21 protein-coding genes are annotated in these 24,529 nt (G+C 36.1%); 11 read left to right on the top strand and 10 right to left on the bottom strand.

Annotated features, from left to right (window positions below):
• Window positions 1–5,078: pre-peptidase C-terminal domain-containing protein (locus VKJ25_RS08830; RefSeq protein WP_324236258.1), on the bottom strand; the 5,078-nt coding region annotated here is incomplete at its 3' end.
• Window positions 5,079–5,722: 644 nt separating this feature from the next.
• Complete coding sequence (locus tag VKJ25_RS08825) at window positions 5,723–6,067, bottom strand: CARDB domain-containing protein (RefSeq protein WP_324236257.1); 345 nt, start codon at window positions 6,065–6,067, stop codon at window positions 5,723–5,725.
• 77 nt (window positions 6,068–6,144) lie between these two features.
• Between VKJ25_RS08825 and VKJ25_RS08820 the strand changes: the two genes are divergently transcribed.
• From VKJ25_RS08820 to VKJ25_RS08800, 7 genes are all read left to right on the top strand, one after another.
• On the top strand, window positions 6,145–10,059 hold the full coding sequence (locus tag VKJ25_RS08820; protein WP_324236256.1) for a calcium-binding protein: 3,915 nt from the start codon (window positions 6,145–6,147) through the stop codon (window positions 10,057–10,059).
• A 222-nt stretch (window positions 10,060–10,281) separates the two neighbouring features.
• Window positions 10,282–10,518 carry a hypothetical protein gene (locus tag VKJ25_RS08815; protein WP_324236255.1) on the top strand — a complete coding sequence of 79 codons (237 nt, stop codon included), beginning with the start codon at window positions 10,282–10,284 and terminating at the stop codon, window positions 10,516–10,518.
• Window positions 10,519–10,690: 172 nt separating this feature from the next.
• Window positions 10,691–10,996 carry a transposase family protein gene (locus VKJ25_RS24540; protein WP_375340315.1) on the top strand — a complete coding sequence of 102 codons (306 nt, stop codon included), beginning with the start codon at window positions 10,691–10,693 and terminating at the stop codon, window positions 10,994–10,996.
• Window positions 10,921–11,106 carry a transposase family protein gene (locus VKJ25_RS24535; RefSeq protein WP_375340314.1) on the top strand — a complete coding sequence of 62 codons (186 nt, stop codon included), beginning with the start codon at window positions 10,921–10,923 and terminating at the stop codon, window positions 11,104–11,106. The genes VKJ25_RS24540 and VKJ25_RS24535 overlap by 76 nt, the downstream gene beginning before the upstream one ends.
• A complete protein-coding gene (locus tag VKJ25_RS08810) occupies window positions 11,069–11,449 on the top strand; it encodes a hypothetical protein (RefSeq protein WP_324236254.1) in 381 nt (126 codons plus the stop codon). Before VKJ25_RS24535 ends, VKJ25_RS08810 begins: the two co-directional genes overlap by 38 nt.
• A gap of 86 nt (window positions 11,450–11,535) precedes the next feature.
• On the top strand, window positions 11,536–11,709 hold the full coding sequence (locus VKJ25_RS08805; RefSeq protein ID WP_324236253.1) for a hypothetical protein: 174 nt from the start codon (window positions 11,536–11,538) through the stop codon (window positions 11,707–11,709).
• Between the two features lie 13 nt (window positions 11,710–11,722).
• Entirely contained in the window at window positions 11,723–12,175 is a 453-nt protein-coding gene (locus VKJ25_RS08800) for a hypothetical protein (RefSeq protein WP_324236252.1), read from the top strand.
• Between the two features lie 186 nt (window positions 12,176–12,361).
• On the opposite strand, the gene VKJ25_RS08795 is transcribed toward VKJ25_RS08800, so the two are convergent.
• Both VKJ25_RS08795 and VKJ25_RS08790 read right to left on the bottom strand, forming a co-directional pair.
• On the bottom strand, window positions 12,362–12,760 hold the full coding sequence (locus VKJ25_RS08795; RefSeq protein ID WP_324236251.1) for a PIN domain-containing protein: 399 nt from the start codon (window positions 12,758–12,760) through the stop codon (window positions 12,362–12,364).
• Window positions 12,757–13,008, bottom strand: a complete 252-nt coding sequence (locus tag VKJ25_RS08790) for a UPF0175 family protein (protein WP_324236250.1) — start codon at window positions 13,006–13,008, stop codon at window positions 12,757–12,759. Before VKJ25_RS08790 ends, VKJ25_RS08795 begins: the two co-directional genes overlap by 4 nt.
• A gap of 109 nt (window positions 13,009–13,117) precedes the next feature.
• Here VKJ25_RS08790 and VKJ25_RS08785 point away from each other — a divergent pair, with 109 nt between their 5' ends.
• From VKJ25_RS08785 to VKJ25_RS08775, 3 genes are all read left to right on the top strand, one after another.
• Entirely contained in the window at window positions 13,118–13,969 is an 852-nt protein-coding gene (locus VKJ25_RS08785; RefSeq protein WP_324236249.1) for a DUF4058 family protein, read from the top strand.
• 209 nt (window positions 13,970–14,178) lie between these two features.
• The gene (locus VKJ25_RS08780) at window positions 14,179–14,487 is read left to right on the top strand and encodes a hypothetical protein (RefSeq protein ID WP_324236248.1); all 309 of its coding nucleotides are present in this window, start codon (window positions 14,179–14,181) and stop codon (window positions 14,485–14,487) included.
• Between the two features lie 13 nt (window positions 14,488–14,500).
• A complete protein-coding gene (locus tag VKJ25_RS08775; protein ID WP_324236247.1) occupies window positions 14,501–14,953 on the top strand; it encodes a hypothetical protein in 453 nt (150 codons plus the stop codon).
• 233 nt (window positions 14,954–15,186) lie between these two features.
• On the opposite strand, the gene VKJ25_RS08770 is transcribed toward VKJ25_RS08775, so the two are convergent.
• From VKJ25_RS08770 to VKJ25_RS08745, 6 genes are all read right to left on the bottom strand, one after another.
• Window positions 15,187–17,202 (bottom strand): FAD-dependent oxidoreductase, encoded by a 2,016-nt coding sequence (locus VKJ25_RS08770; protein ID WP_324236246.1) that lies wholly within the window; start codon window positions 17,200–17,202, stop codon window positions 15,187–15,189.
• A gap of 461 nt (window positions 17,203–17,663) precedes the next feature.
• On the bottom strand, window positions 17,664–18,461 hold the full coding sequence (locus VKJ25_RS08765; protein ID WP_324236245.1) for a DNA-binding domain-containing protein: 798 nt from the start codon (window positions 18,459–18,461) through the stop codon (window positions 17,664–17,666).
• Window positions 18,461–19,360, bottom strand: a complete 900-nt coding sequence (gene bufB / locus VKJ25_RS08760; protein ID WP_324236244.1) for an MNIO family bufferin maturase — start codon at window positions 19,358–19,360, stop codon at window positions 18,461–18,463. Before bufB ends, VKJ25_RS08765 begins: the two co-directional genes overlap by 1 nt.
• A gap of 378 nt (window positions 19,361–19,738) precedes the next feature.
• Window positions 19,739–20,014, bottom strand: a complete 276-nt coding sequence (locus tag VKJ25_RS08755) for a BufA1 family periplasmic bufferin-type metallophore (protein WP_324236243.1) — start codon at window positions 20,012–20,014, stop codon at window positions 19,739–19,741.
• 322 nt (window positions 20,015–20,336) lie between these two features.
• Window positions 20,337–20,726: a DUF3226 domain-containing protein gene (locus VKJ25_RS08750; RefSeq protein ID WP_324236242.1), complete on the bottom strand. Its 390-nt coding sequence runs from the start codon at window positions 20,724–20,726 to the stop codon at window positions 20,337–20,339.
• 194 nt (window positions 20,727–20,920) lie between these two features.
• Window positions 20,921–21,262: an AAA family ATPase gene (locus VKJ25_RS08745; RefSeq protein WP_324236241.1), complete on the bottom strand. Its 342-nt coding sequence runs from the start codon at window positions 21,260–21,262 to the stop codon at window positions 20,921–20,923.
• A 171-nt stretch (window positions 21,263–21,433) separates the two neighbouring features.
• On the opposite strand from VKJ25_RS08745, the gene VKJ25_RS08740 reads away from it, so the two are divergent.
• Window positions 21,434–24,226 (top strand): CHASE domain-containing protein, encoded by a 2,793-nt coding sequence (locus VKJ25_RS08740; RefSeq protein WP_324236240.1) that lies wholly within the window; start codon window positions 21,434–21,436, stop codon window positions 24,224–24,226.
• Window positions 24,227–24,529 lie beyond the last annotated feature (303 nt).

The following is a 24,529-nucleotide window of genomic DNA, read 5'->3' as shown; positions in this document are numbered from 1 at the left end:
GCGCTATCTCCGGCGATAGTAAATGTAAACCAATCACTATTATCAATCCCACCTACCCAGTTACTAAAGGTTTTCGTCGCACTAATATCACCCATATCCCCTGCTGTTTCTTTAGTATTTCCGCCAGCGTCAGGAATTGCAGTTGCTGTGGCACTTAAGCTGTAGTTTGTGTTACCACTTTCGCCATAAACTTGGACGTAGTAAGTACCGGGGTTTAGGTTCACTGCTAGAACTTCATCAGTATCACTAGATTTAGTGGAACTGGCAATTGAGTTTTCTTTGGTCTCATCATACAAGTACAAATTTCCATTGGCAGTCATTCCTGTTAGTCCTAGGTTAACAGCGCTATCTCCAGTAATAGTAAATTTAAACCAATCGCTCTGATCGACGTTACCTACCCAGTTACTAAAAGTTTTCGTCGCACTAATATCACCCATATCCCCTGCTGTTTCTTTAGTATTTCCGCCTGCGTCAACAATTGGAGTTGCGGATGCAGTGAGATTATAATCTGCACCACTACCAGAGAAATCAACTTTGAGGAAGTAATCTCCAGGTTCTAAGTTACGATCTATCAGTTCATCAGCATTACCAGAATTACTAGAACTCGTAATCCGCTCTTTCTCATTGTCGTAAAGGGTGATATTAGCATTACCATTCATCCCTGTCAGACCTAGTTTAACGGCGCTATCTCCAGCAATGGTAAACTTGTAATAGTCGCTGTCGTCAAAAGTGCCTACCCACTCGGTCTGGTTTACGGTTCCCAATGCACCCAGGTCAAATGCTGCATCAAAATTGTTACCAGCTATATCCGTTGTCCGGGAAGTAGTTGTTAGTTGTAAGTTGTAAGGAGTACCTACACTACCATAATAATTATCCACTTCTAAGAAATAGTCACCAGGAGATAAATTGGTAATAATTCCATCATCTTTATTGTCAGTTTGGGAAGAAGACGCGAGTGACTTTTTCTTATTGTTGAATAATTCCAGATTAGCATCATCGCTCATTCCTGTCAGCTCTATCTCAACTGTGCTGTTTTCACTGACGTTAAATTTGTAATAATCTTTGTCATCAATATTTCCTACCCAGTCATTGACAGTCTTGGGTGTAGTCAGAGTTCCTAAATCCAAGGCTCGATCAGGATTTCCTCCAGCACCATTGTTTGGTAATGGCGTTCCTACTACCTGCAAGTCGTAGGTGGTTTTAGCATCGTTAACACTTTGAACTTCAAGAAAATAAGTTCCTGGAGTTAAATTCTTGACAATACTTTCATCAACTTTTTGCAGTGTCTCCGATCTGGCAATACTACCACTACTTTCCGTGTCATAAAGATATAGATCGGCATTTCCTATCAAACCTGTCAAATCAATTTGAATAGTGCTGTCACCTTCTACTTGGAACTTGTAGAAATCATTCAGGTCATCTTTAAACCCGTGGAGGTTGCCCACATACTCAGTTTTCTTGATAGGAGTCGTTCCAACTGCACCAATATCTAGAGCAGTATCCCCGTTCCAACCAGCAATTTGTGGCACTGGGTATTCTAGTGGTGATGCTGACATTTCTAAGTTATAGGTTGTATTGCCAGTGTCATTGTCTCTAACTTCAACGTAATAAGTGCCTGGTAATAATTTACGAGAAATTTCTTCTTTTTTATTTTCCGTATTAACAGATTGTTCTTCTAACCGTTCCTCGCTGTTGTACAAATATAGGTTAGCGTTGATATCTAAACCATCAAGAGTCAGGTTGAGATTGCTTCTGCCATCAATTTCTATCTGGTAATAATCACTGGTATCTTCGGAAACTCCATAGAAATTACCCACCCAGTCAGAAAACTTCTGAGTTGTATCGCCAACAACACCAACATTTCGAGCTTTCTTGAATGTGTCACCTGCATTATCTTCTGGCACCGGACTCAGAGAAACTCTTTCTTGACTAATATTATTAGTTTCGTTTACTTCCACAAAAGCATCTTGGTAATCAGCGATCGCTCCCACAAAGTATTTTTTCTGACCATTAATGCTATTCTCTGGTAAAGTAAACTGCTTGCTGATGGTAGTAGTTGCGTTACTTCCCAAAGATGCGATTTCCTCAGAACCAATCAAGGTATCGCTGGTAGTAATTTCATTATCCAAAGACAGATAATACCCTATTTGGAAATCATTAATTTTACCACCAATATTTTCAACCGTTACCTTAGCATCAAACTTTTGCCCAGGGTTAACGGTTTCCTGTTGCACATCAAAACCGCTCAACTTCAAATCGCTAGAAATCTCAACACCAACGCTCTGACTGCTAGTATTATTCAGTTCGTTATCTTCCGCGATCGCATTGTCGCTATCGACTATTACGCCCAAATAATAGTCCCCAGCATCCTGCCAGAACTTGTCCCCACCATCAGGCAGAGTCAATTGCTTGGCCAATTTTTTAGTATTCTGGCCACCGGAAAGGGACTTAATCTCCACAGTATCCAAAAGGAAGTCCCCGGTGTCTATGCCCTCATCTGTGGACAAATAGAACCCAACGTTAAAAGTATCAGCTTTAGTGTTACCGATATTATTGACTTGATAATTAACCTTGACCTTTTCCCCGGCCTTCAATCCATCTTGGGCATCCAGGACGTTAAATTTCAAACTTGACAAATCTACAGTTTTCTGTATAGCGTCTAAACTTAATTGGTAATCAGTTTTAGCGCCACCAACCGGGACAATAGCTGCATAATAAGTTCCTTTTTTTAACTTCTTCTCAATTTTTTCAGCTTTAATACCTTTAAGAATAGACTGAGCTATTTGGTCATTTTCATCCAGCAATAACAAATTCGCATCTTGATCCAAACCGTCCAAAGTCAAAATCACATCGCTCGCTTCAGTCAGATTAAAACTGTAGTAATCTACTTGATCTCGAAGACCACCTTGGGAAAAACCTATCCGGTCTTTTTCCGTCACCTGGTCTTGGGAATTGAGATTACCTAATTCTTTGGCATTCTTGCGACTATTAATGTCATCCTTCAGGACATTAGCAGTTACTCCCAAATCATATTTAGTCTTAGCATTACCTTCCGCTTTAACTCCAATGTAATAATTTCCAGCACTTAAAACTTCGTTAATAGCTTCATCTTTACTACCTTTATTGTCAGAAACTTCAATTTCTCGGCCGTCAGTTCTCAGCAAACTTAAGGTAGCATTGCCACTCAAACCATCTAGAGTAATATTAACTCCGCTTTGTTCAGCCAAACTGAAATTGTAAAAATCTGCAAAATCCCGGACATTACCAGAAGGTTTAAAACCTACCTTATCTTTCTTAGTAACTGGTTTTTCTCCCAACTCTCCCAAAGGTGTTCCTGGCAAAGCATCATCTTTTTCAGCAATTTTAGTATTACCAGTCAAACTTAATTCATAGTTAGTCCGACTGCCACTATTGGGTTTAACTTTGATATAATAAGTACCCTTATCCAAAATGGTACTAATTAGTTCTTTAGCTTTGCCCTTTTCTTTAGAACTATAAATTAGGGTAGTCCCATCTTCATCATATAGTTCTAAATCAGCATTTTGAGTCAACCTATCTAAACTAATATCTAAGTCAGTTTCCTGAGTTAACTCAAATCCCCAAAAGTCGCTCTGATCGATAAAACCCTTTTCCTTAAAACCAATCTTGTCTCTTTTCGTAATAGGTTCTGCTTTGAGTTTACCCAGATTATTTCCTGGTAACTTAGCGTCCGGGTCTTCAATATCACTATCCGCAACTAGAGAAAGAGTATATTCCGAGCGATCGCTACCCACAGGTTTAACCAAAACATAATATTCGCCCTTATCTAAAATAGTTTCAATTACTCCAGAATCTGTACTTTTATTAGTAGAACTGTAAAGCAGATTGCCCTTATCACCTAACAGTTGGAAATCCAAATTTTGCTTCAGACCGTCCAGACTCAGATTAACCTCGCTATCCTTGTTCAAAGTAAACTGATAGTAATCTTTTTGGTCTCGTTGGCCTCCAACCTCAAACCCTACTTCATCCCTAATTTTCTCTGGTTTTTTACCAACTTTTATCTCTTGTGCCCGATTTCGATTGCCATCGGGGTCATCAATTTTATTGGAATCAAAGCTCAACTGATATTTAGTCTTAGCACTTCCCTGGGGTTCCACCTCCAAGAAATAAGTACCCGGTTCTAATACCTCGTCAATTATTTCCTTACTCTTGCCTTTTGCCCGAGACCGGTCGATAATATCTTGACTTTCATCAAACAGATTGATATTAGCATTATCTTTCAGACCATCCAAGACAATATTTAGGTTATTGAAATCTTCAGTTAAACTAAATTGATAAAAATCGCTATTATCCCTAGTACCATTTTGCCTAAAACCTATCTCGTCGTTGACTTTCTTTTTCTTCTTACCCAATGGACCTAAATTAGTCGCCCCACTGGGTTTGCTATCAGGGTCTTGGAGTATTTCCTCCGCACTAACACTGAGGCCATACTTAGTTTTAGCACTACCTTGAGGGTAAACTCGCAAATAATAAGTACCTTTATCCAACTCCGTATCAATAGTCTCTGTCTTCTTACCTTTTTGTGTAGACTTAGACAAAACATCCTTACCATTTGTATCCAGTAATTGTAAGTTCGCATCATCCTTGAGACCATCAACTACTACACTAACCTCGTTTTCTTTCCCTGTGAGAGTAAATTTGTAGTAGTCATTTTTGTCCTTAGTCCCACCAGAGTTAAAACCAATATCGTCATTATTTTTTATTGGTTTATCTCCCACTTTGCCCAAGTTAAGGGCATTTTTAGCATTATTCCCTGGGTCTGTCTTAGTGGTCTTCCTAACTTGAATCGAAGAAATATTAGAGTCCTCTTCTGTTACACCCGTAAGAATATCGGTATTCTCATTGACAGTTGACTCTTCCCTAACTATATCAACATCAACTGAAGTTACTAAAGGTGAATCAATAGGTTCCTCCAACAAAGGCGAGAGGTTTTCCCCATTCGGTTCGACACCAACGATGGGTATTTCCCCCAAATTTTGTAGTTCCTGTTCCGGTGGAAGTGGGAAAATATATCCTGAATCTGGTTCTAGCATGCTCATTGTTCCAAATAATTTAATATTTTTAGGACTTACACACACGCAACGTATTTCTGTCATTACTCACCAGGAGCGAAAGCCTTGAAATTTCCTTCCTCATGGGTAAGTCCTGATTTTCTAACTAGCCGTCATCTAAGCGCTAGGCAAATACCTTAGAACATTCTTCTTTTCCCTGTTCTAACAAGTATTTTTTTTGCATTACAGGATTTATGGTAACACCTCTATCCAGAAAAGCAACCTGTTTGTAAATATTTGCAATTTTTTTTCCGTGGGAAATCATTTCTATTAATTACAGGACTTACGCAGAAACTTGGTTTCTCAACAAAATATCGTCCTTTGAACTGAACCCAGAAACCCGGTTTCTGGGAGAAACCGGGTTCCTCCCGTGTAAGTCCTAAATTATTTAGCCAGGATTACATGATTTTTTTATCAAAAAATTGCATAGTTTTTCACCACAAAAAAGTGCATAATTTTTGATTTCAAAAGTGGGATAATGATAGAAATCTATATCACAAATTGGTCAATCTGTCAACAATAAAAAAAACTAATGGAAGAGCGATCGCCTTCTGAGAGATGGGAAGCGATCGCTCTTTGGTATTAATGTTTGTTGTTGAGGAGAACGATCAGTGAATCAAGCTTACCTGAAATTAATAGATGTAAATTGAACCATGAGCAACATTATTGTTTTCATTACTTTCTGCCACCGTGTTGTTAGCATCAGCCGCCAACAACACATATTTCGTTCCACGGCTTGTGGTTGACGGTATAGTTAATGATTCATACTCATAGCTAGACTGACCTGAGCCGAGGCTAGTAACATAATCTGAACCTAAGTATGTGTCAGAGGAACTTAAGGTTGTGTCATCAGACAGATAATATTTGACATAGCTACTACCTGCGCTACTACTACCTATGTTTTTTACATAGCCACTGATACTTATAGAGCTACCTGCTCTTGCAAAAGATGGAACTGATGTACTTTGTACTACCAAGTCAGGTTTAGCAGTTACAGAGACAGTGAAAGTATCAGTAACGGTTTGACCGTTGGATGTTGCTTCTACTGTGATATTTGCACTACCTGACTTGTTGTCCTGATAGTCCTGATGCTGGTCAACTGAGTCTTGGTAATGATATTGTTGATGGGGGAGACGAGAGCAACCAAGTAAAGCCCAGAACTTACAAAGATCCTTTTGACAACCCTATCAGTGAATTTACTGCAAGTGCTGGAGATGTATTTATCTTAGACTCAGATGTGTATAATGGAAAAAATTTCAATGGCACAGACATATCATTAGATCGAACAGATGTATCTTATAATCTCAAAGTTGATAACAAGAATAATAACACTAAACTTGACAACATAGAAAGAATTATTCTTTCCGATGAGCTGCAAGCAAGCACCGAAGGAATAAAGATGGACTTTACCAGTTTAGGTGATGTTGGCGATCGCCAACCCGATCTTTTCTTAGGCGGTTCACCCCCAGATGTTTATGCTATTGACCTACCAGTGGGGGTTTTAACTGGAACCCAAGGTCCCGATCGGCTGAAGGTTCCGATTGGGTATAATAGAGGAGCGCCTTATATTTTAGGTTCGGGAAATGATACCCTACAGCTACACACCAATGAAACAGAAGCAAATATTACTCTTACTGATGCTTTGCGTTGGAAAAATCCCTATCTTAAGAAAAATATTCATGGAGGTGAGTTGTTTTTACTGCCAGAAGGTTCGTCTATTTACCAGGATATTATAGACTTGGGTGGTGGCACTAATTCTGTCTATTTTGAAAGCGCTCCAGGTACTTACGATGCCTTTATTTCTGCTGTTAACCCTGGTGAAATTACTGCCCTGAGTGGAGACTTGAGTAAGTCTCCCCATACTCTGAGGATTGTCAACTTAGGGGGAGAGGTAGGATTAAACCATTTAGTAACCCACCCCACAGATGGCAGAATCTACGGTATTTTTAGTGCTGGTGGCAATGACTTAAATCCTTCAGGTAATCTCAAAGACTCAGAATATACTCTTGTCTTGGAAACTCAAGCACTTGAGAGAAAGATAGGTGTTTCCGACTTATCAGAAGTGGAAGTTGAAATTGATGACTCTAACTTTATTAAATATTACGATCCCCGAGAAAGTCGCAGTGGACCTTTCTTCACTCTCGATCGCATTGATGCTGACTTAAAATCTTTGATTATAGCTTCTGCTGACTTGGCGGGATCTTCAGCTAGAAAAGAAGTAGGTAGCGACGAACGCTATTCCTTGCAGTCACCGTCAAAACAAACCTTTACTATTGGTTGGTCTCTTGTAGAAAACATTTTAATTCGTGGGAGACAACCTAATCAAGATGACGCCTATCGGAAAGTTATTCTCAAAGATAATATTAGGAGTGCGCTAACCTTAGGAATAGATGACGATATATTTGATGAGGTTGTTTTTGAAAGTACAAAAGTTCTGGATGGAACCCATTGGTTCGCATTAGGAAAAGTGAACAGGGTTGACTTCAGTAGTTTAAAAGATGCCTTTGACAATACAGAACTACCAGGAGGAGTAGGCGGAGTATATAGCAGCTACATTCCTGAAGTTATATTTACTGATAAAGCAGACACAATCTTAAATGCTGAATACGCAAACATAAGCTCTGATTTCAATTTCACTAAAAATGATTTACAAAAAGTTAAACCATTTACCTCTCAACCTCTAGAGAGTAATTTCCCAAAAACATCTTATGCTCAATATGTACCGATGGTTAGCTACCACTTAGGAGAAGGAGATGATAAATTAGTTGCCGATGCCAACACCTATAATTTTATTTATTCCGGCGGGGGTAACAATACTATTATTAGCCCTGGGGAAAACGTTTTTATAATGTCTGCTTCTACTTCAACTACTGGGGAGCCTGTAGCTTTCGATGGTTTTACTTCTCCATTCTTGAGCGATGTGGTAGTTTACACGGAAGGTAGTTCTCAGGATTATGCGATCCGAGCTTCCGAAACTTATGAAAATGCAGTAGAAGTAACAAAACCAGATGGTACAGTCGATCTGCTATTTGGAATTGGTTTGATTAAGTTTGAGACAGAAGATGTTAACTCCATCCTCGTACCAGACTCAGTTTATAACAAGAGTAAAAAAGCTAACGAGCCTATTCTCGATCCCTTTGGTAACGACCAGCGATCGCGTCTCTTTTATTCGGAAGCTATTACAACTGACGGCCAAACTGCTCAAATACAACTTGATAACGAATGGGCAGTCGATCGCGTAGATTTGGCTGAGGGTAATATTCGTCAACCTGGTCAAACACCAGCTCGCTGGGATTACGATCTACCCAGTGGTTTAAAAGAATTTAGCCTGCCCAAAGAATTTCTCCTCCAGAACTTTAGCGATCCCGATATAGAAGTAAAAAATCTCTACACTTTAGACGATCTAGTAATTAGCAATCTAGAAGTAACTCAGGATGGTAAAACTATTACCGTCAACAGCGCCAAAGATGCTTGGAAAGTCAAACTACCTAAAACTGTAACTGCCACATCCGCAACCATTGATGTCACCTACACCATCGCTGAACCCGAAGGATATTCTCATTTAACTCACTTGGTTTTGAATCCTACAAATATAACAGACATAGAGGAGTTAGAAACAATTTTTGGAGTCGCACAGAACAGCAAAAAATTAGTTGATACCAGTCAAGATAATCATTTGGTTGGTCAAGATGAGGCAGATGTTATCAGGTCTCTTGATGGAGATGATGCAGTTTATGCCAAAGGTGGTGACGACCAAATCTGGGGTAATGCTGGAGAAGATATTATGTCTGGAGGTGAAGGTGCTGACACAATGTTTGGTGGTACTGGAAACGATTTTATCTTGGGAGATTTTCAACTGAAATCAACTTCAGGAAATCAAGCAGATGTGATTAGTGGTGGTGATGGTCAAGACATTATATCTGGTGGTGTAGGTGATGATGAAGTAGATGGTGGTACTGGAAACGACAGTCTCGAAGGTGGTGATGGGAAAGATACTCTCGAAGGTGGAGGCGATGCTGATATTTTGAACGGTGGTGATGGAGATGATTTATACATACTCCAAGCTAAAAACGCATCTGGTAGTCAGATCATTGATACTGGTGGTAAAGATCGTCTCGAACTAGAAGATGTCGATCTTTCTGAAGGTGGTTTAGCTAAAGGCAAGACTGGCTTTTTGCGTCAAGGTACCGATCTAGTAATAGATATTGATGGAAATGGGAAGATCGCTACGATCAAGCAAAATATCGACAAAGAACTGATGGAACTCTTTAGTGGAGAGTCTTCCCAATTATTGGAGGAGAAAAATGGTAAGATAGTAATTACTAAAGAACTGACTATTAACAACTTTTTCGACGAAAAAGGCAACAAAGGTGAAGGTTTCATTGAGACTGTGGATAACCTCACGGGTCAGGAAATAATTGACTCCTTAAATAACCCAAACCAAGGCATTATTAAAAACGGCAACAATCGTAGAAATACTCTCAGAGGCAGTAATCTAGACGATGTGTTAGATGGCAAGGGCGGTAACGACAAACTGTTGGGGAAAAACGGCAACGACACCCTACTTGGAGGCAAGGGTAAAGACAAACTCAATGGCGGTAAAGGGGAGGATATATTAACTGGAGGCAAAGGCAGAGATTCCTTTATTTTTGCTGACTTTAAGAAAACAGAAACCGATGAAATAACTGACTTTATATTGGGTGAAGACAAACTTATTCTCGACAAAAGCGCGTTTAAAGTTATCAAGAGTCTTCAAGGTAATAGTTTCAGTCGCAAACGGGAATTTGCAGTTGTTGATGATGCTGCCGAGGTTGCTAGCAGCAAAGCATTTATTGTTTACAATGACGAGAGCGGAGAACTGTTTTACAATAGTAATGGTAACAAAGCTGGTTTGGGGAATGGCGGTTTGTTTGTTAAATTAGAGGGTGCGCCGGATATTGGTGTCACGGATTTTAGGATTCAGCTTTAGAAACTGCGGTGAGTAAACCAGTTTAGTAGTTGGGAGCGATCGCTCCCCAACCAAAAAACGCCCCGATATTACGACCGGGGCGTTTTTTTAATTGATAATAAAAGGTTAAGGGCGAATAGCATTTTGCTGCGCGACATGAAACCCCCCTACAGGTTTTCTATTCATTTAATAGAGTTGTTGGGAAATAAGGTAAAATGATTCAAGAAGAAATTGGCCATAAAAATGCTAAATATTGAACGAGCCTTAAAACCAGACAGGTTACTCAGAGGATTAACGGGATTAAACCGTAAAGCATTTGAATCTTTGTTGGAGTCCTTTGCTCAAATGTATGAGCAAACATTGCACTCAAAACCTCGTCAACGCTCTATTGGAGGAGGCCGTAAGGCTCGTTTACGCACCAATCAAGACAAATTGTTTGACATTCTATTCTACTTTAAGTGTTACCCAACTTTTGATTGAGCTGGTATCTTATTTGATATCGACCGTAGTCAGGCACATTATTGGGTTCATCGCTGACAACCCCTAGCATTAGAAGCAGCTCTGGAAGAAAAAAAGGTGCTACCAGAGCGTCAAGTTAACAGTGTCCAAGGATTCATAGAACGTTTCCCTGGAGTAAAACGAGTGATAATGGATGGCACTTCAGCGGCCAGTGCAACGACTAACTGACTCAGAAAAACCAAAACTGAATTATTCGGGAAAAAAAAAGCGTCACACTCGTAAACATTTAGTTGCAGTCAATCAAAACCAGAAAGTACTGGTATTGAGCCAGGCACGAGAAGGAAAGCTACATGATAAGAAGTTCCATGATCAGGAGAAATTGCGCTTGAAATATACCTGTAGAGATTCCGATTCAAGTAGACAGTGGTTTCCAAGGTATCCACGCATCAGTATGAAAATATCCGCATTCCCCATAAAAAACCAAAAGGGGGAGAGTTAAGTGAGCAACAAAAATTAGAAAATCGGAAATTGAGCCAATCAAGGGTAGTATGTGAAAACGCATATCAAGGGTATGAAACGTTATGGAGTTGTCAGTCAGATTTATCGTAATCATAAGTATGATTTTGATGACAAATTAATGCTAACAGCAACTGTACCCGTGGAACTTATATCTGATGGCAGCATAAGTAATCAAATTACTCAGGAAATCTATCAGTTTTCGTTTGAGTTTTTTTCTAACCTAAGTTATTTCCCAACAACTCTAATGTTAATTATGCCCTTTGAGAAACCCGGTTTTTCCGAAAAACCGGGTTTCTGGCTTTCCCTAAGTTTGGTTTTTATCAAGAGTGATCGCTTTTATTTTATAATTAGAATCAACCTTTTTTACCAAGCAAAAAACAACACTGTGACAACAGGCCCGATTCCCGATGAAACACCCAATAACTTAGAATAGCAACTACTTCTAGAAGATGCCAAAAAGGGCAAAGTAAGACCATCTTTAATGGCAGTAAAGAACCGCTAAGATACGCTTCGCAACTTGTGGCCAACTATGGCGGTTCTCTCGAAGACTGGGATCAAATGACAACTAAACAGTCTGTATTAATTGATGGAGCTTCCGTACAAGTCCATTGGTATAGAAACAACAAAACAGCTCAAAACGTTGAGTTCAAATTTAAACGGGAATATCCCAAAACAGCACCTAAAAATCAATAAGGAACATCAACCCATGAAAATTCGTTGTATCGCTAACACTGGCGCATCTCTGCCAGAGCATGATCTCGATCCTAATGGAGGTTACACTAGAGACCTAGAATTTGGATTAACTATTGGCAAAGAGTATGTTGTTTATGCTTTTTATGAATGGAAAGGACAAATTTGGTACTACATTGCTGACGACCATTATATGTATTACCCGATGCAAAATCCCGCCCCGTTGTTTGAGGTAGTAGACGATCGACTATCTAAATATTGGCGCTTTAATTTAAGGCCAAACGGCTTGTTAAGAGTAGCGTTTTCTCAATGGTTTACCATTCCCTATTTCTATGATAAATTAACAGACCAAGAACCGGCAGAAGTCGATTTGTTTAAAAGGATAAGATACCTCATGGATAGAGAAGCAGAAAAACCGCCAGAAGCAACAGAAACAGAGGATAAAGAGTTAGCAACTGCTCCCGCTTAATTGTTTAAGAAACCTAGTTTTTTCAAAAAAACCTGGTTTCTGGCTTTCCCTAAATCTGGTTTTGATGTGGAGCGATCGCAACCTTCCCTTTTTAACACTTCACTCACTAGATCAAGTAATAATTCGCTGGTATAAACGATCACTTACTCTAAAACCAGCCTCCTCAATAAGGGTATCCATAACAGGTTATACCATTGGAATTAAACCTTTTTGTTTGGCAGCGACTAAAATCCCCAATACACCAATAACAGATAATCCGAGTTGCAAAGCTTCTCGTCTTCCGAGTCGCTCATCAATAAGCAGATCGTCTGCCTTAAGCTCGATTGCTAAAGCTATGGCCTTGGCTTCTCCTGGATATAATCCCCGCTTCCTCTGAAGGCTTTCAGCAACCTTTGTTAAACTAAGAGTTCGGATTTGTATCCATTCTAGGTGGCAAATATTTTGAATATCCAGATTGCTAGCAGCAGCAAGTTCCTCAGCCACAACATGAGGAATTATAACTATACCATAAAGTTCTCGCAATAACCAGAGAGAATTAACCAGTTGTAGATTACATAAAGGTGAAGTATCGCTAACAATAATCATAACCAACCCCGCTCTTCTAAATGCCGAATGTCTTGTTCAAACTCTTCAACATCGTAATGAATGCAGATACCGCGACTGGCAATTAGCTTTTGAAAATCCATTTGGTGCATTCGGGCAATCCTGCTAGCACGAGCGAGAGTTATTAATTCTTTTTGAAATAGAGCGATCGCTATTTCCTGCAACCATTCTCCTTCGTTTAATCCTTTTCCTTGAAGCATCTCATCAGGAATTTCCAAAGTAATTTGCATTTTGTCCTCCAATCAAGAAGTGAATTTATTTTCTCAAAATTATGTTATCATATCGTTAGAGAAAAAGTTAGCAACAACTCCCGCTTAATTGTTTAAGAAACCCGGTTTTTTGGAAAAAACCGGGTTTCTGGATAGTCTTCAGAAAGCGATCGCCACCCATTCTGCTACATTAAATAAAACCAACTACCTCAGAAAAACCATGCCCAATCCATTTCCCGGAATGAATCCTTATCTCGAACAACCTGAATATTGGTCTGACTTCCACAATCAACTGGTTGCTGCCATAGCTAGAAACCTGGTTCCACCGCTCGCTCCCAAATACCGAGTCGTCACTGACAAGTGGGTTTATAAAATCGGCAACTCAACCTCCATTACTATCGGTAGACCAGACGTTAGCGTACAAAATAATCGAGAATCAAAAACTACGCTGGCAGCAACCATTACTGCCCAAAAACTCTCAGTCAAACCCGTGAAAGTAGCCATTCCCCTACGAGAAGAAGTCCGGCAATCCTACATTGAAGTCAAAGATACAGCCACAAAAGAAGTAGTCGCGGTTGTAGAAGTTCTCTCCCCTGCTAATAAAACAGGAGAAGGTCACCAGAAGTATCTAGCCAAACGACAACAAATCTTAGAAAGTATGACTCACTTAGTAGAAATAGATTTATTACGAGGTGGCTCTGCCATGCCAGTTTTCCACAATAGCAAATCAAAACACTATCGTATATTAGTTAGTCGTGGTAATACTCGCCCCACCCCAGATTTGTACAGTTTTAACGTAGGCGATCGCCTTCCCAGTTTCCCTTTTCCCCTTTTGCCAACAGATATCGAACCGATATTAGATTTACAGCAATTAGTATCTGAGTTATACGAGCAACTCGGATACGAATATTTTATTGACTACAATAAGAATCCGCCTTCGCCTTGGAGTTTTGATGATGTTAAATCTTGGGTATCTTTTTAATGGATAATTGATAATGAAAGAGTGGGGGTTAATGACCATAAACTCCTACAGGTTTCTATTAATTTTATGTCAACCCAGCCCTTTGAGAAACCCGGTTTTTCGGAAAAACCGGGTTTCTGGCTTTCCTTAAACCTGCTTTTGATAAGGAGCGATCGCTTTTATTTTATAATTAGAATCAACCTTTTTTACCAAGCAAAAAAAACAACACTGTGACAACTGGCCCGATTCCCGATGAAACTCCCAATAACTTAGAAGAGCAACTGCTTTTAGAACAGGCTAAGGCTGGGATAGCCATAGAAATTCAAGGAACGCCATTAAAACCTTTGAGATGTTCTCCCCGACTCGTCGAAAATTATGGCGGCGAACCAGGAGACTGGGTTAAAATGTCAAGTACGAATAGTTTAATACTTGATGGAGCAGCGGTACAAGTCCACTGGTACAGAAACCGCAAAACTGCTCAAGACGTTGAGTTTAAATTCAAACGAGAATATCCCAAAGCAGCACCAAGAAATCAATAAGGAAAATAAACCCATGAAAATTCGTTGTATTGCCAACACTGGCGCATCTCTTCCAGAAAATTATCTCGATCCAGCTGTTAATCGAACCACAGAAACCCTCTTTAGATTAACAGTAGGTAAAGAATATATTGTCTATGCTATCGATCAAGCAGAAGGAAAGTTTTGGTACTACATTTGCGATGACAATTTTATCTATTATCCTCAGAAACATTGTGCCCCATTATTTGAGATAGTCGATGATCGAGTATCAAAATACTGGCGTTTTAAACTCTGGGAAAATGGTTTATTAGAAATAGCTTTTCCCCACTGGTTAAATGACCCCTATTTTTACGAAAAATTAACAGACAAAGAACCGGCAGAAGTCGATTTATTTAAAAGGATAAAAGCACTCATGGATATAGAAGCAGAAAAACCTCCAGAAGCAACAGAAATAGTAGAGAAAGAGTTAGTAACTGCTCCGATTTAATTGTTTAAGAAACCCGGTTTTTTGAAAAAAAATCTGCTTTCTGGCTTTCCCTAAATCTGGTTTTGATCGGGAGCGATCGCCTTTTTCAATGAATAATTAATAATTGATAATTGATAATTGATAATTGATAATTGATAATTGATAATTGATAATGAAAGAGCGAATTACATTCGCTCTTTCCTTCTTCCTTCTCTCCTAGATAACTAAAGCCTTCTTTCTTCTTTCTTCTTTCTTTACTTTTGTAATTGGAAATTCATCTGTGGTTGACCGACATTATAAGTTAAAGCATAACTATTAGCTAATATCCAAAACCATAAACCAGGAAAACGAGGTTCTAACCAAGGTTGAATCGAACGAGCAAAACTAGGGAACCATCCGAATAACCAACTTATTAAACTAAACAAAGTGAAATTAATATAACTGGTTATCCACAGTAATATTTCCTGGAAATTAATAAAGTCTAGAATCCAGAATAAAAGATAAGGATTGATTCTGGCTGCTTTGAGAGCTAGTTTTGTAAAAGTCCACCAATCAGCCCTATCTTTAATAAAAGTATCTGCTACTTCTGGGGGAGAATCTGCTAATAAGCCAAAGAATGTATTCAAAATAGAATTGATTTTTTGGGGAGGTAAAAACTTACCAGTAGGAACCATCATACCTTTAGAAAATAACCAAGTAATGGCAATATTGCTTTGATAAGCACGAATTTTATTTAAGTTATTGGCACTGAGTAAATCATATTTTAAAGCAGTATCTAAAAGTTCAGTTAAACGAGGTAAATTTCTCACTAAAGAACCAAAACCAGTAAATACTAAGGGAGACTGGAGAGAAGCAGCATCACCAATACAAACTAGACGGTCAAAAGCAACTTGGCGATCGCTACCTTTAATACTAAAATGCCCAGGAATATAACCAAATGTTGGCTTTTTCCATACTAATTTATCCAGATCACAGCGTCGATATTCTGGTAAAATAGTGAAAAAATCTTCATACATTTCTAACAGAGAACCAGGGTTTTCTGGATGAACTTGATGATAATGAAATAGATAAATTGTTAACTCATTATCTTTACCAGGAAATAACTCCCAAATTAATTGTCTCCCGCGAGAAATATCTCCATGACTATTGAGAACATCTCCATAATTTGAATCCCAAACACCTGGTTCAAATCCACCATCTATTACAGCTCCGACTGTGGGACAAACACTATCGAAAGCTCGTTTTCCATTTAATTGCCAAGCGATAGGAGAAGCAGTACCCATAGCATCTATTAACAAACGACCAGAGAAAATTTGTTCAGTTTTGGTAGATAGATTTTGAGTGTAAACTACTACTTTTTCTGGTTCAATATCAGCTTTAATAAATTCTGTTTCATCGACGATTTTTCCACCAGCTTCTAGGAGTTTATTTCCACATAAAGTTAATAATTTTTCTGAATCTAATGCCAAATTTAAAACTGTGGGAGTATGGAGAATTTCTGCTTTACAAAAATCCGGATTATTAGCATCAAAAAAATTATTAAATCCATCTTTATATTCTCTGGCAATTAAGTTTTCTACTTCTGTATTTGTAAATAAACCTAAATCAATTAAACCTTGAATTTCGGAGCGAGAAATATTCCATTCTCGATTCATTGTACCGAAACGTAAACGTTCTAATAATAATACTTTATATCCCAATCTTGCCATGACTGCTGCATGAACTATTCCCAGAGCGCCACCAACATAAATTAAGTCATATTCAACTGAATTATTATTAGTTTCTGACTCTTTTTTCCAAAGCACCTGTTTAGGTTTTTGAGGATTTTTAACTGATTCTCGCCAACGTTTTTCCCACCAATATAAACGGTTGAGATAATACTCTCCTTTAGGCATTTTTTGAAAGTATTTAACTGTCAAGGGATAATCAGATGCTAAAGCTGTAAAAATTGACTGATTAGATAGATCAATTTGGGGAGGTTCTGGATAGTTTAGAGGAAATTCTTTTCGTAAATTGTTAGTTAAATTTGAGGTAAATTTTTGCTGTATTGAAGATATATTTCCTTCAGCAAATACTTTCAGATAGGTAGTTCGTTGTAATGACCATAAAAAGACAGATATTTCCTGAGTAGGGTCTTCAGGAAGTTTGAGAATAAAGCCATCTGGAGTTATATTTTTTTGGCCAAAACCAGGTTGAAATTGAGATTGTAGCCATTGACAAACAGTTTTCGTATCTGGCGTTGGTACTTCTAAGTAAAGGATTTCTTTCATCTATTCTTTTTTAAGAACTTAAGGTAAACATTTAGCTCTCAGCTATTAGCTATTAGCTTTGAGTTATTAATTTATTATCACACTAAAGAAAAAAGAAGTAAAGAAGGAAGAATAAAGAAGAAAAAAGGAAGAAGGAAGAAGGAAATTACATAAGTCTATGTTCTAATATATAGCAATCCTAAATAGATTGTAAGATTTTATGGTAGGGGTAGGTTTGGTTTCTCAAGGGAAGTGCCAAGGAATTTGGAGATTAAACCCCTACCGTTTTTTTTCTCACAAATGATTTTTATGGCTACAAAATAACAGTTGAATGGATGATTAATTATTTGATAAATGAAAGGGTGGGTTTATATAAATCTTAGAATAAGTATGGAAATTTTAGTTAAAACCCACCCCTACTATTAATTATTTGATAAATGAAAAGGTGGGTTTATATAAATCTTAGAATAAGTATGGAAATTCTAGTTAAAACCCACCCCTACTATAGAAAAATTAGTAATCCAACCTCGTTGCACAAACAATGGCAGTAACAAACCAACATCCACTTCAGATTCAACATCAACTAATTTTTCACAGATAATTTCAACTGGATAATTTCCTTGAAAAACTGTTAATAATTCCCACTCATCATCTTTAGGTAAATCAATTCGCATATCATAACCTTGTCGCCACAAAAATATTTTTACTCCACCTTCATCTAAACTAACTACTTCATCCCCTTGATAATCAGATTGATTAACTTGCCAAATTCTATGAATAGGATAGATAGACTCTAATAAAACACTATTTTTTGGTAAATAAAAAATCAATTCCCCCCATTTTTCTTGAGGAATTTCTCCTAAAGTTTGGAAATCTAAACCATTTGTATTTTCACCAGCAAAAATACGATGCCAATGCCATTCTAAACGGGCTACATCTGACAAATATGGTAAATCTTTTACAGGTTCAAAATTAGCCAAAAAATCTGCAAACTCTTCCCCATAATCTCCTAAGTCTGGTGATAAACAAGGAAACTTTTCAATAAATTTTAATCCCGTAGCATTAAAAAATTTTTCACCTAATAACTGACAACAAACAGGATAAATTGAGACTAATGTATTACTTAAATTTCCCACAACATTATTGTGGTAAATTGCCAAACTTTCGGCAGGTGTTAAATTATTCGGTGCTTTAATATGTTGACTTAATTTTTCTATACTAAAACTATCTTTTTCCAAAACAGCTTGTAGAAATAAATTTTGTAGAGTTATCGCTTCCATTACTTTATATTTTCTAATAATTTTTCAGCTTTATTTGCTTCTGCCATTAATACTTCAAAAGAGGGAATATTAGTATCCCATTCTATTAAAGTTGGTACAGCACCGAACCTAGTTAATGCTTCTTTATACAATTCCCAAACTGGAGAATGTACAGGATAACCGTGGGTATCTAATAGATAATTTTCTTTTGCTTCGTAACCTGCTAAATGAATTTGTTTAACTCTATTCGGAGGAATACTATCTAAATATTGTAGGGGGTCAATTTTATTATTTATGGCATTGACATAAAGATTATTTACATCTAAAAGTAAATAACAATCTGCTGTTTTAAGTAATCCTTCAATAAACTCCCATTCTGACATAGTTGAATCTGTAAAAGTTAAATACGGGGAGGGATTTTCAATCAAAATTTGTCTGCCTAAAAATTCTTGTACTTGCAAAATTCTAGATGCCACAAAATCCATTACCTCTTCTGTATAAACCAAAGGAATTAAATCATTAAGATAGTGACCATTAACAGATATCCAAGATAAATGATCGGAAATTAAATCTGGTTCAACTTTTGCTGCTAATTTTTTTAATCTAGTTAAATAATCTAAATTTAATGGGTCTGTTGAACCCAGAGACATTCCTACTCCATGTAGAGTAACTGGATAATTTTGACGAATTTTTTCTAAATTAAATAGTGGTAAACCACCTGCACAAAGATAGTTATCTGATAAAACTTCAAACCAATTTATTTTGGGTTTTTGACTAAGAATATATTGATAATGTACAGAACGTAATCCAATTCCTGCACCTTTAATAGAGCGTGAATTAATATAGGGAATGTTTGGATTTGTTTGCAATTTAGAACTAATATCAATTTCTAAATTTTTAGATTTTAAATAGGTTGCCATTTCAGTTATTAGTACCTTCTACTGATTGGAAAAAAGAATGCTACAAAAATATAGATGTTTATCGGAAATCCTCAAAAATAGCTGCTCCAATTAATTTTAGATATTTATCTCTATCATTTATTCCTTTTTGTTAAATGTTTCTTCCTTCTTCCATTTGTAACAAATATTTATCACACTTGGTATAAGCTATTTTTATGAAAAAATATGGCATTCTTAAATTTTCAGTTGATTTAATTAACGAACAATAAATAGAAGAAAAGGGGTTTATATATATTCCAAAAAATCACCCCCTTTCCTATTTTTATTATTCTTAAACCATGACTTTATTCAAAAATGCCTGACAATCATTACCTAAATTTTTAACTTATATGTTTTAGCCTATTTATTAACAATTTTTGCACCAACAATTTTCTGACAAGTACCTTCAGGAACGTAAATCCATTCGTTAGGATCTGAATCATTCTTAGCTAGACCTGCACAACTATGACCATTAGCACCACAATCATTTTGACCTGCTTTAACAATACCAGCACATTTCTCCATACCTTCTTTTTCAGCAAGAGCTTCTTGATTATTACCTAGAGTAGCAATACCAACAGCTAATACACCAGTCATTGCAGTAGCTAAAGCTAACTTTTTGTTGATGTTTTTCATAATGTTGTTCCTTCCAGTTAATTAAATTTAATTTTCGCTTATGTATAAAGTATGGAGAATCAATATTAATTTATTCTGTGAAAAATATGAGACTTATATAAGAAATTGATAAATAGTTGGTGAGTATTTTTAGGGAACAGGGAATATGTATGGAAGAAAAAAGTCTTTTTGCAATATTGAGATGAATCCTGATTCTGACTTATTTAGGATTTCTACGATAATCTTTTATAAGGTGGAATCTTAACTGTGTAAATAATTCTGTTTAGGTGCTTAAGGGAGTGCAGCATATTCTGAATATTTGAATGGTAATTAATAATTCGATTCAAAGGCTTTTTATAAAATTTATTAATTCGTTAAATTTTTCGTTATTACAGTCAATATATCCTGCTTTAGCAACTTCATCTAAACGTTTATCTGGTTTTGTTTGAGTAGATAACCAAGCGTAAATTTTAGCTTTAGAAAATTCATTTGGTTCTCTATTTGTATTTTTATTAATGCACTGAAAAAAATCTTCAATACAACTCATTTCATAACTATCAATTGCTTTTAAACAAAGGTAGTATAACATTCCTGCAGACTTATTGTCTGCAAAGATATATGTTTTGATTGTTAAATTTTTACGATCTTTTATTAGTTTAATAAAACCATCAATACTTTGAGAAGCATTATTGAATAATTCATCAGCATCTCTAGTAATTAATAAAGAGCGCAAATCCGAAAACCCTGGACTAAATGCAAAGTTTTTAAACCCTCGTTAAGCTTGGTTTTTCCTCCATAACTAAGAACTTGAATATCATCAATTTCTAAATGTTGAATTAGTGCAGAAAAGAAAGATTATTCATCTTTTCCTTCACCAAGAATAAGCTTCGATTTTTTAATATTTTCAGTTTTTTGATTCTGAATCATTTAGCGCATCTCCCAATTAAGTTCTAAAGAAGTTTCAATATTATCTTTGTCATAAACTAAACTCTTGATAGAATTAGTTTCTTTTTCTCTCTCTAATCTTAAATAACAAAAATTATATGATTCAGAGTTGGAGTTATAAAATGCTTGATGAGCTGCACCAATACATTCATAACTATGAGTAGTCGCAAAAAGTTGAGTATTAAGTTTTATAGTTGCTACATCAATAGACTGCCAAACTTTTTCCATCACTGAATAATGTATGCCATTTTCAATTTCATCAATTAAAACTATTCCTCCTTGGAAATTCATAATTGATAAAATAATGGATAATAATCTTCCCATTCCTTTTTCAAGGGGATGAAAAAAATTGATTCAGTATTTCAAGCCTCCCTATTCCATTGAGGTACTGATAACTTATAACTGAAATGACAGTGGTTTACATTTTTGTATTCTATGTTAATGAAAAGCGCTATAATAATAATCGCTATTTCTTAATGTATATATTTTGCTCCAATGAATACCAACAAATATGAACAAGCTAAAAATAATTTATTCAGACAATATTTACCAGTATGGTTAACTATAATTATTGGCATTTTATTATCTGGTATTGGGTTTACTGTAGTTAGAAATTGGGAATCAAAAAAAATTTCCATAGAATTTCAATCTTTAGCATTAGATAAAGTAGATTATATCGAAGATAAAATCAGAGAAGAAATAAATGTATTATTATCACTTAAAAGTTTCTATGAAAGTTCACAAGAAGTAAATCGAGAAGAATTTAAACAATTTGTTTCATCTTTTTTAGCTCGGATGCCAAGTATTCAAGCTCTAGAATGGATTCCTTATGTTACTGCTGGTGAAAGAGAAAAATATGAATTAATGGCACAAAAAGATGGTTATTCTAATTTTCAATTTACCCAGCATAACGAAGCCGGAAAAATAGTCCGAGCTAACCTCAAAGCTGAGTATTTTCCAGTATATTTTGTCGAACCATATCAAGGTAATGAAAAAGCTTTAGGATTTGATTTGTCTTCTAATTCTAATCGTCTAGCAGCTTTAGAAAAAGCTCGCGATACTGGGGAAGCGATCGCTACTGCTAAAATTAAATTAGTAGAAAAAACAGAAAATACAAATGGTTTCTTGATTTTTCAACCTATATATCAAAAACAATCAATTAATAATTCAATTGCCGATTTCCGCCAAAATTTACAAGGGTTTGTTGTAGGAGTATTTAGTATTGAAAATTTATTTGAAAATTATTTAGATAATTTTTCTACTGAAGGGGAGCAATTTGATATTTATATTTACGATACTTCAGCTAGTACAGAATCAGAAAAATTTCTCTATTTTTCCTCATCTAAGAAAGGGGATAATTACTCAAATAATATTACGGAAGTAGATGCTTTAGCCAAATTAAAACTAGCTACTAATGATTTAGGTAGAAACTTTATCAAAACAGTTAAAGTAGGTGAGAGAGAATGGTTGTTTTTATTAATTCCAAATCAGAAATATATCAAAAATAAAGAAAGCTGGGATGGTTGGTTATTTTTATCATTAGGGTTATGCTTAACAGCAGGTATTAGTAGTTATCTAAATACGAATATTAACCAGACTAAAAAAATCAAAAAATTAGTGGCAGAACGCACTCAAGAATTATTTAAAACTAATCAAGAATTAGAAAAAGCACGAGATGATGCTTTAGCAGCTACCAGGGCAAAAAGTGATTTTATCGCAACTATGAGCCATGAAATTCGGACTCCTATGAATGGGGTAATTGGTATGACAAGTTTATTGTTAAATACTGAACTATCTGAGCGACAAAAAGATTTTGTGGAAACCATCAGAACAAGTGGTGATTCTTTACTAACAATTATTAATGATATCTTGGATTTTAGCAAAATAGATTCTGGGAAACTAGAGCTAGAATACCAACCAGTATTGATTAGTAGTTGTATAGAAGAAGTCTTAGATTTATTATATCCTGTAGCTCAGAAAAAAGGCTTAGAAGTTGCTTATTATATAAGTCCAGTTACACCGAAATGTATCATTACAGATGTTACTAGACTGAGACAAATTTTGACCAATCTTTTAAACAATGCAATTAAATTTACTGATGTTGGTGAAGTAATTTTGCAAGTTAATGCTGAAGATATTTCACAAAAAAATAACCAATTAAAAAATAGCGAAAAATGCGATTTAGTTTATCAAATAGAATTTTCTGTTAGAGATACAGGTATTGGTATTGCTAAAGATAAACAACAAATTTTATTCCAGTCTTTTACTCAAGTAGATGCTTCGACAACTCGTAAATATGGAGGTACAGGTTTAGGCTTAGTTATTAGTAAACGCCTCAGTGAAATGATGGGAGGAAAAATATGGCTAGACAGCGAGTTAGGAAAAGGTTCAACATTTTATTTTACAATAAAAGCCAAAGTTGGAGTTATTCCTACTAATATTAATTTAATTCCAGGAGAGGCTAAATTTGACGATAAGCAAATTTTAATTGTTGATGATAATGCCACTAACCGCAAAATTTTGCATCTCCAAACTCAGTCTTGGGGAGTTGAACCTCACTCAGTCGGATCGGGTTCCGAAGCTTTACAATTACTACAACAAGAAAACCCATTTTCTCTAGCTATTTTAGATTTACAAATGCCAGAAATAGATGGGTTGCAGTTAGCAGGAGAAATTCGTAAACTTAGAAAATGTCAAGATTTACCATTAATATTACTTAGCTCAAGTGGTCTGCCATTAACATCGGATTTACTAGCACAAATAAATTTTGCAGCAACATTACAAAAGCCAATCAAATCATCTCAACTCTATCAAGTATTATTAGCTATTTTTCAGAAACAACCCATTAAGTTAACCACAAAAACATCCAAAGATAAAAACACAGAAATTCCTCAATTAGCTGAGGAACTACCTTTACAAATTTTATTGGCAGAAGATAATAGAGTTAACCAAAAAGTTGCCATAAATATTTTAAAAAGATTAGGTTATTTGGCAGATGTTGCTGCTAATGGTTTAGAAGTTTTAGAAGCTTTGAAACTTCGGAAATATGATATTATTCTGATGGATATGCAAATGCCAGAAATGGATGGTTTGGAGGCAACAAAGAAAATTTGTCAACAATTTTTGCCTACAGAAATACCTTATATTATTGCAGTAACTGCTAATGCTATGGAAACTGATAAACAGTTATGTTTTGATGCTGGAATGAATGATTATTTAAGTAAACCTATCCAGATTCAAGAGTTAATTAAAGTATTACGAATATATCAGGCAATACGGTATACATAAAAAAAATTAACAGTAGGGAGGTTGCATAAAACGTCATGGTTGTAGATGTTAATTTTTCTACATTTCTCCTAGTTTGGTGAGGAAAAATTTAGAGTTTTCAAGTAGGACTTACCCATAGACCATAGATATAGAACCCCTAACCGTATCTAGGATCGGGAGCGAGGAAGTAGGGGAGTAGGGGAGTATTTTTCACAGGACTTATACCAATTCCCATGCATTAGTGCTACACTTGAGCAATACTTCAGTTCAAACATCAATTATTATCTAAATATCTAGTATCTGAACTCAAATATCCTGCAATTA

This window comes from Okeania sp. (assembly GCF_035285525.1).
GTDB lineage: Bacteria > Cyanobacteriota > Cyanobacteriia > Cyanobacteriales > Microcoleaceae > Trichodesmium.
The sequence above is the reverse complement of the archived record's forward strand: the minus strand, read 5'-3'. Positions and strand labels throughout refer to the sequence as shown.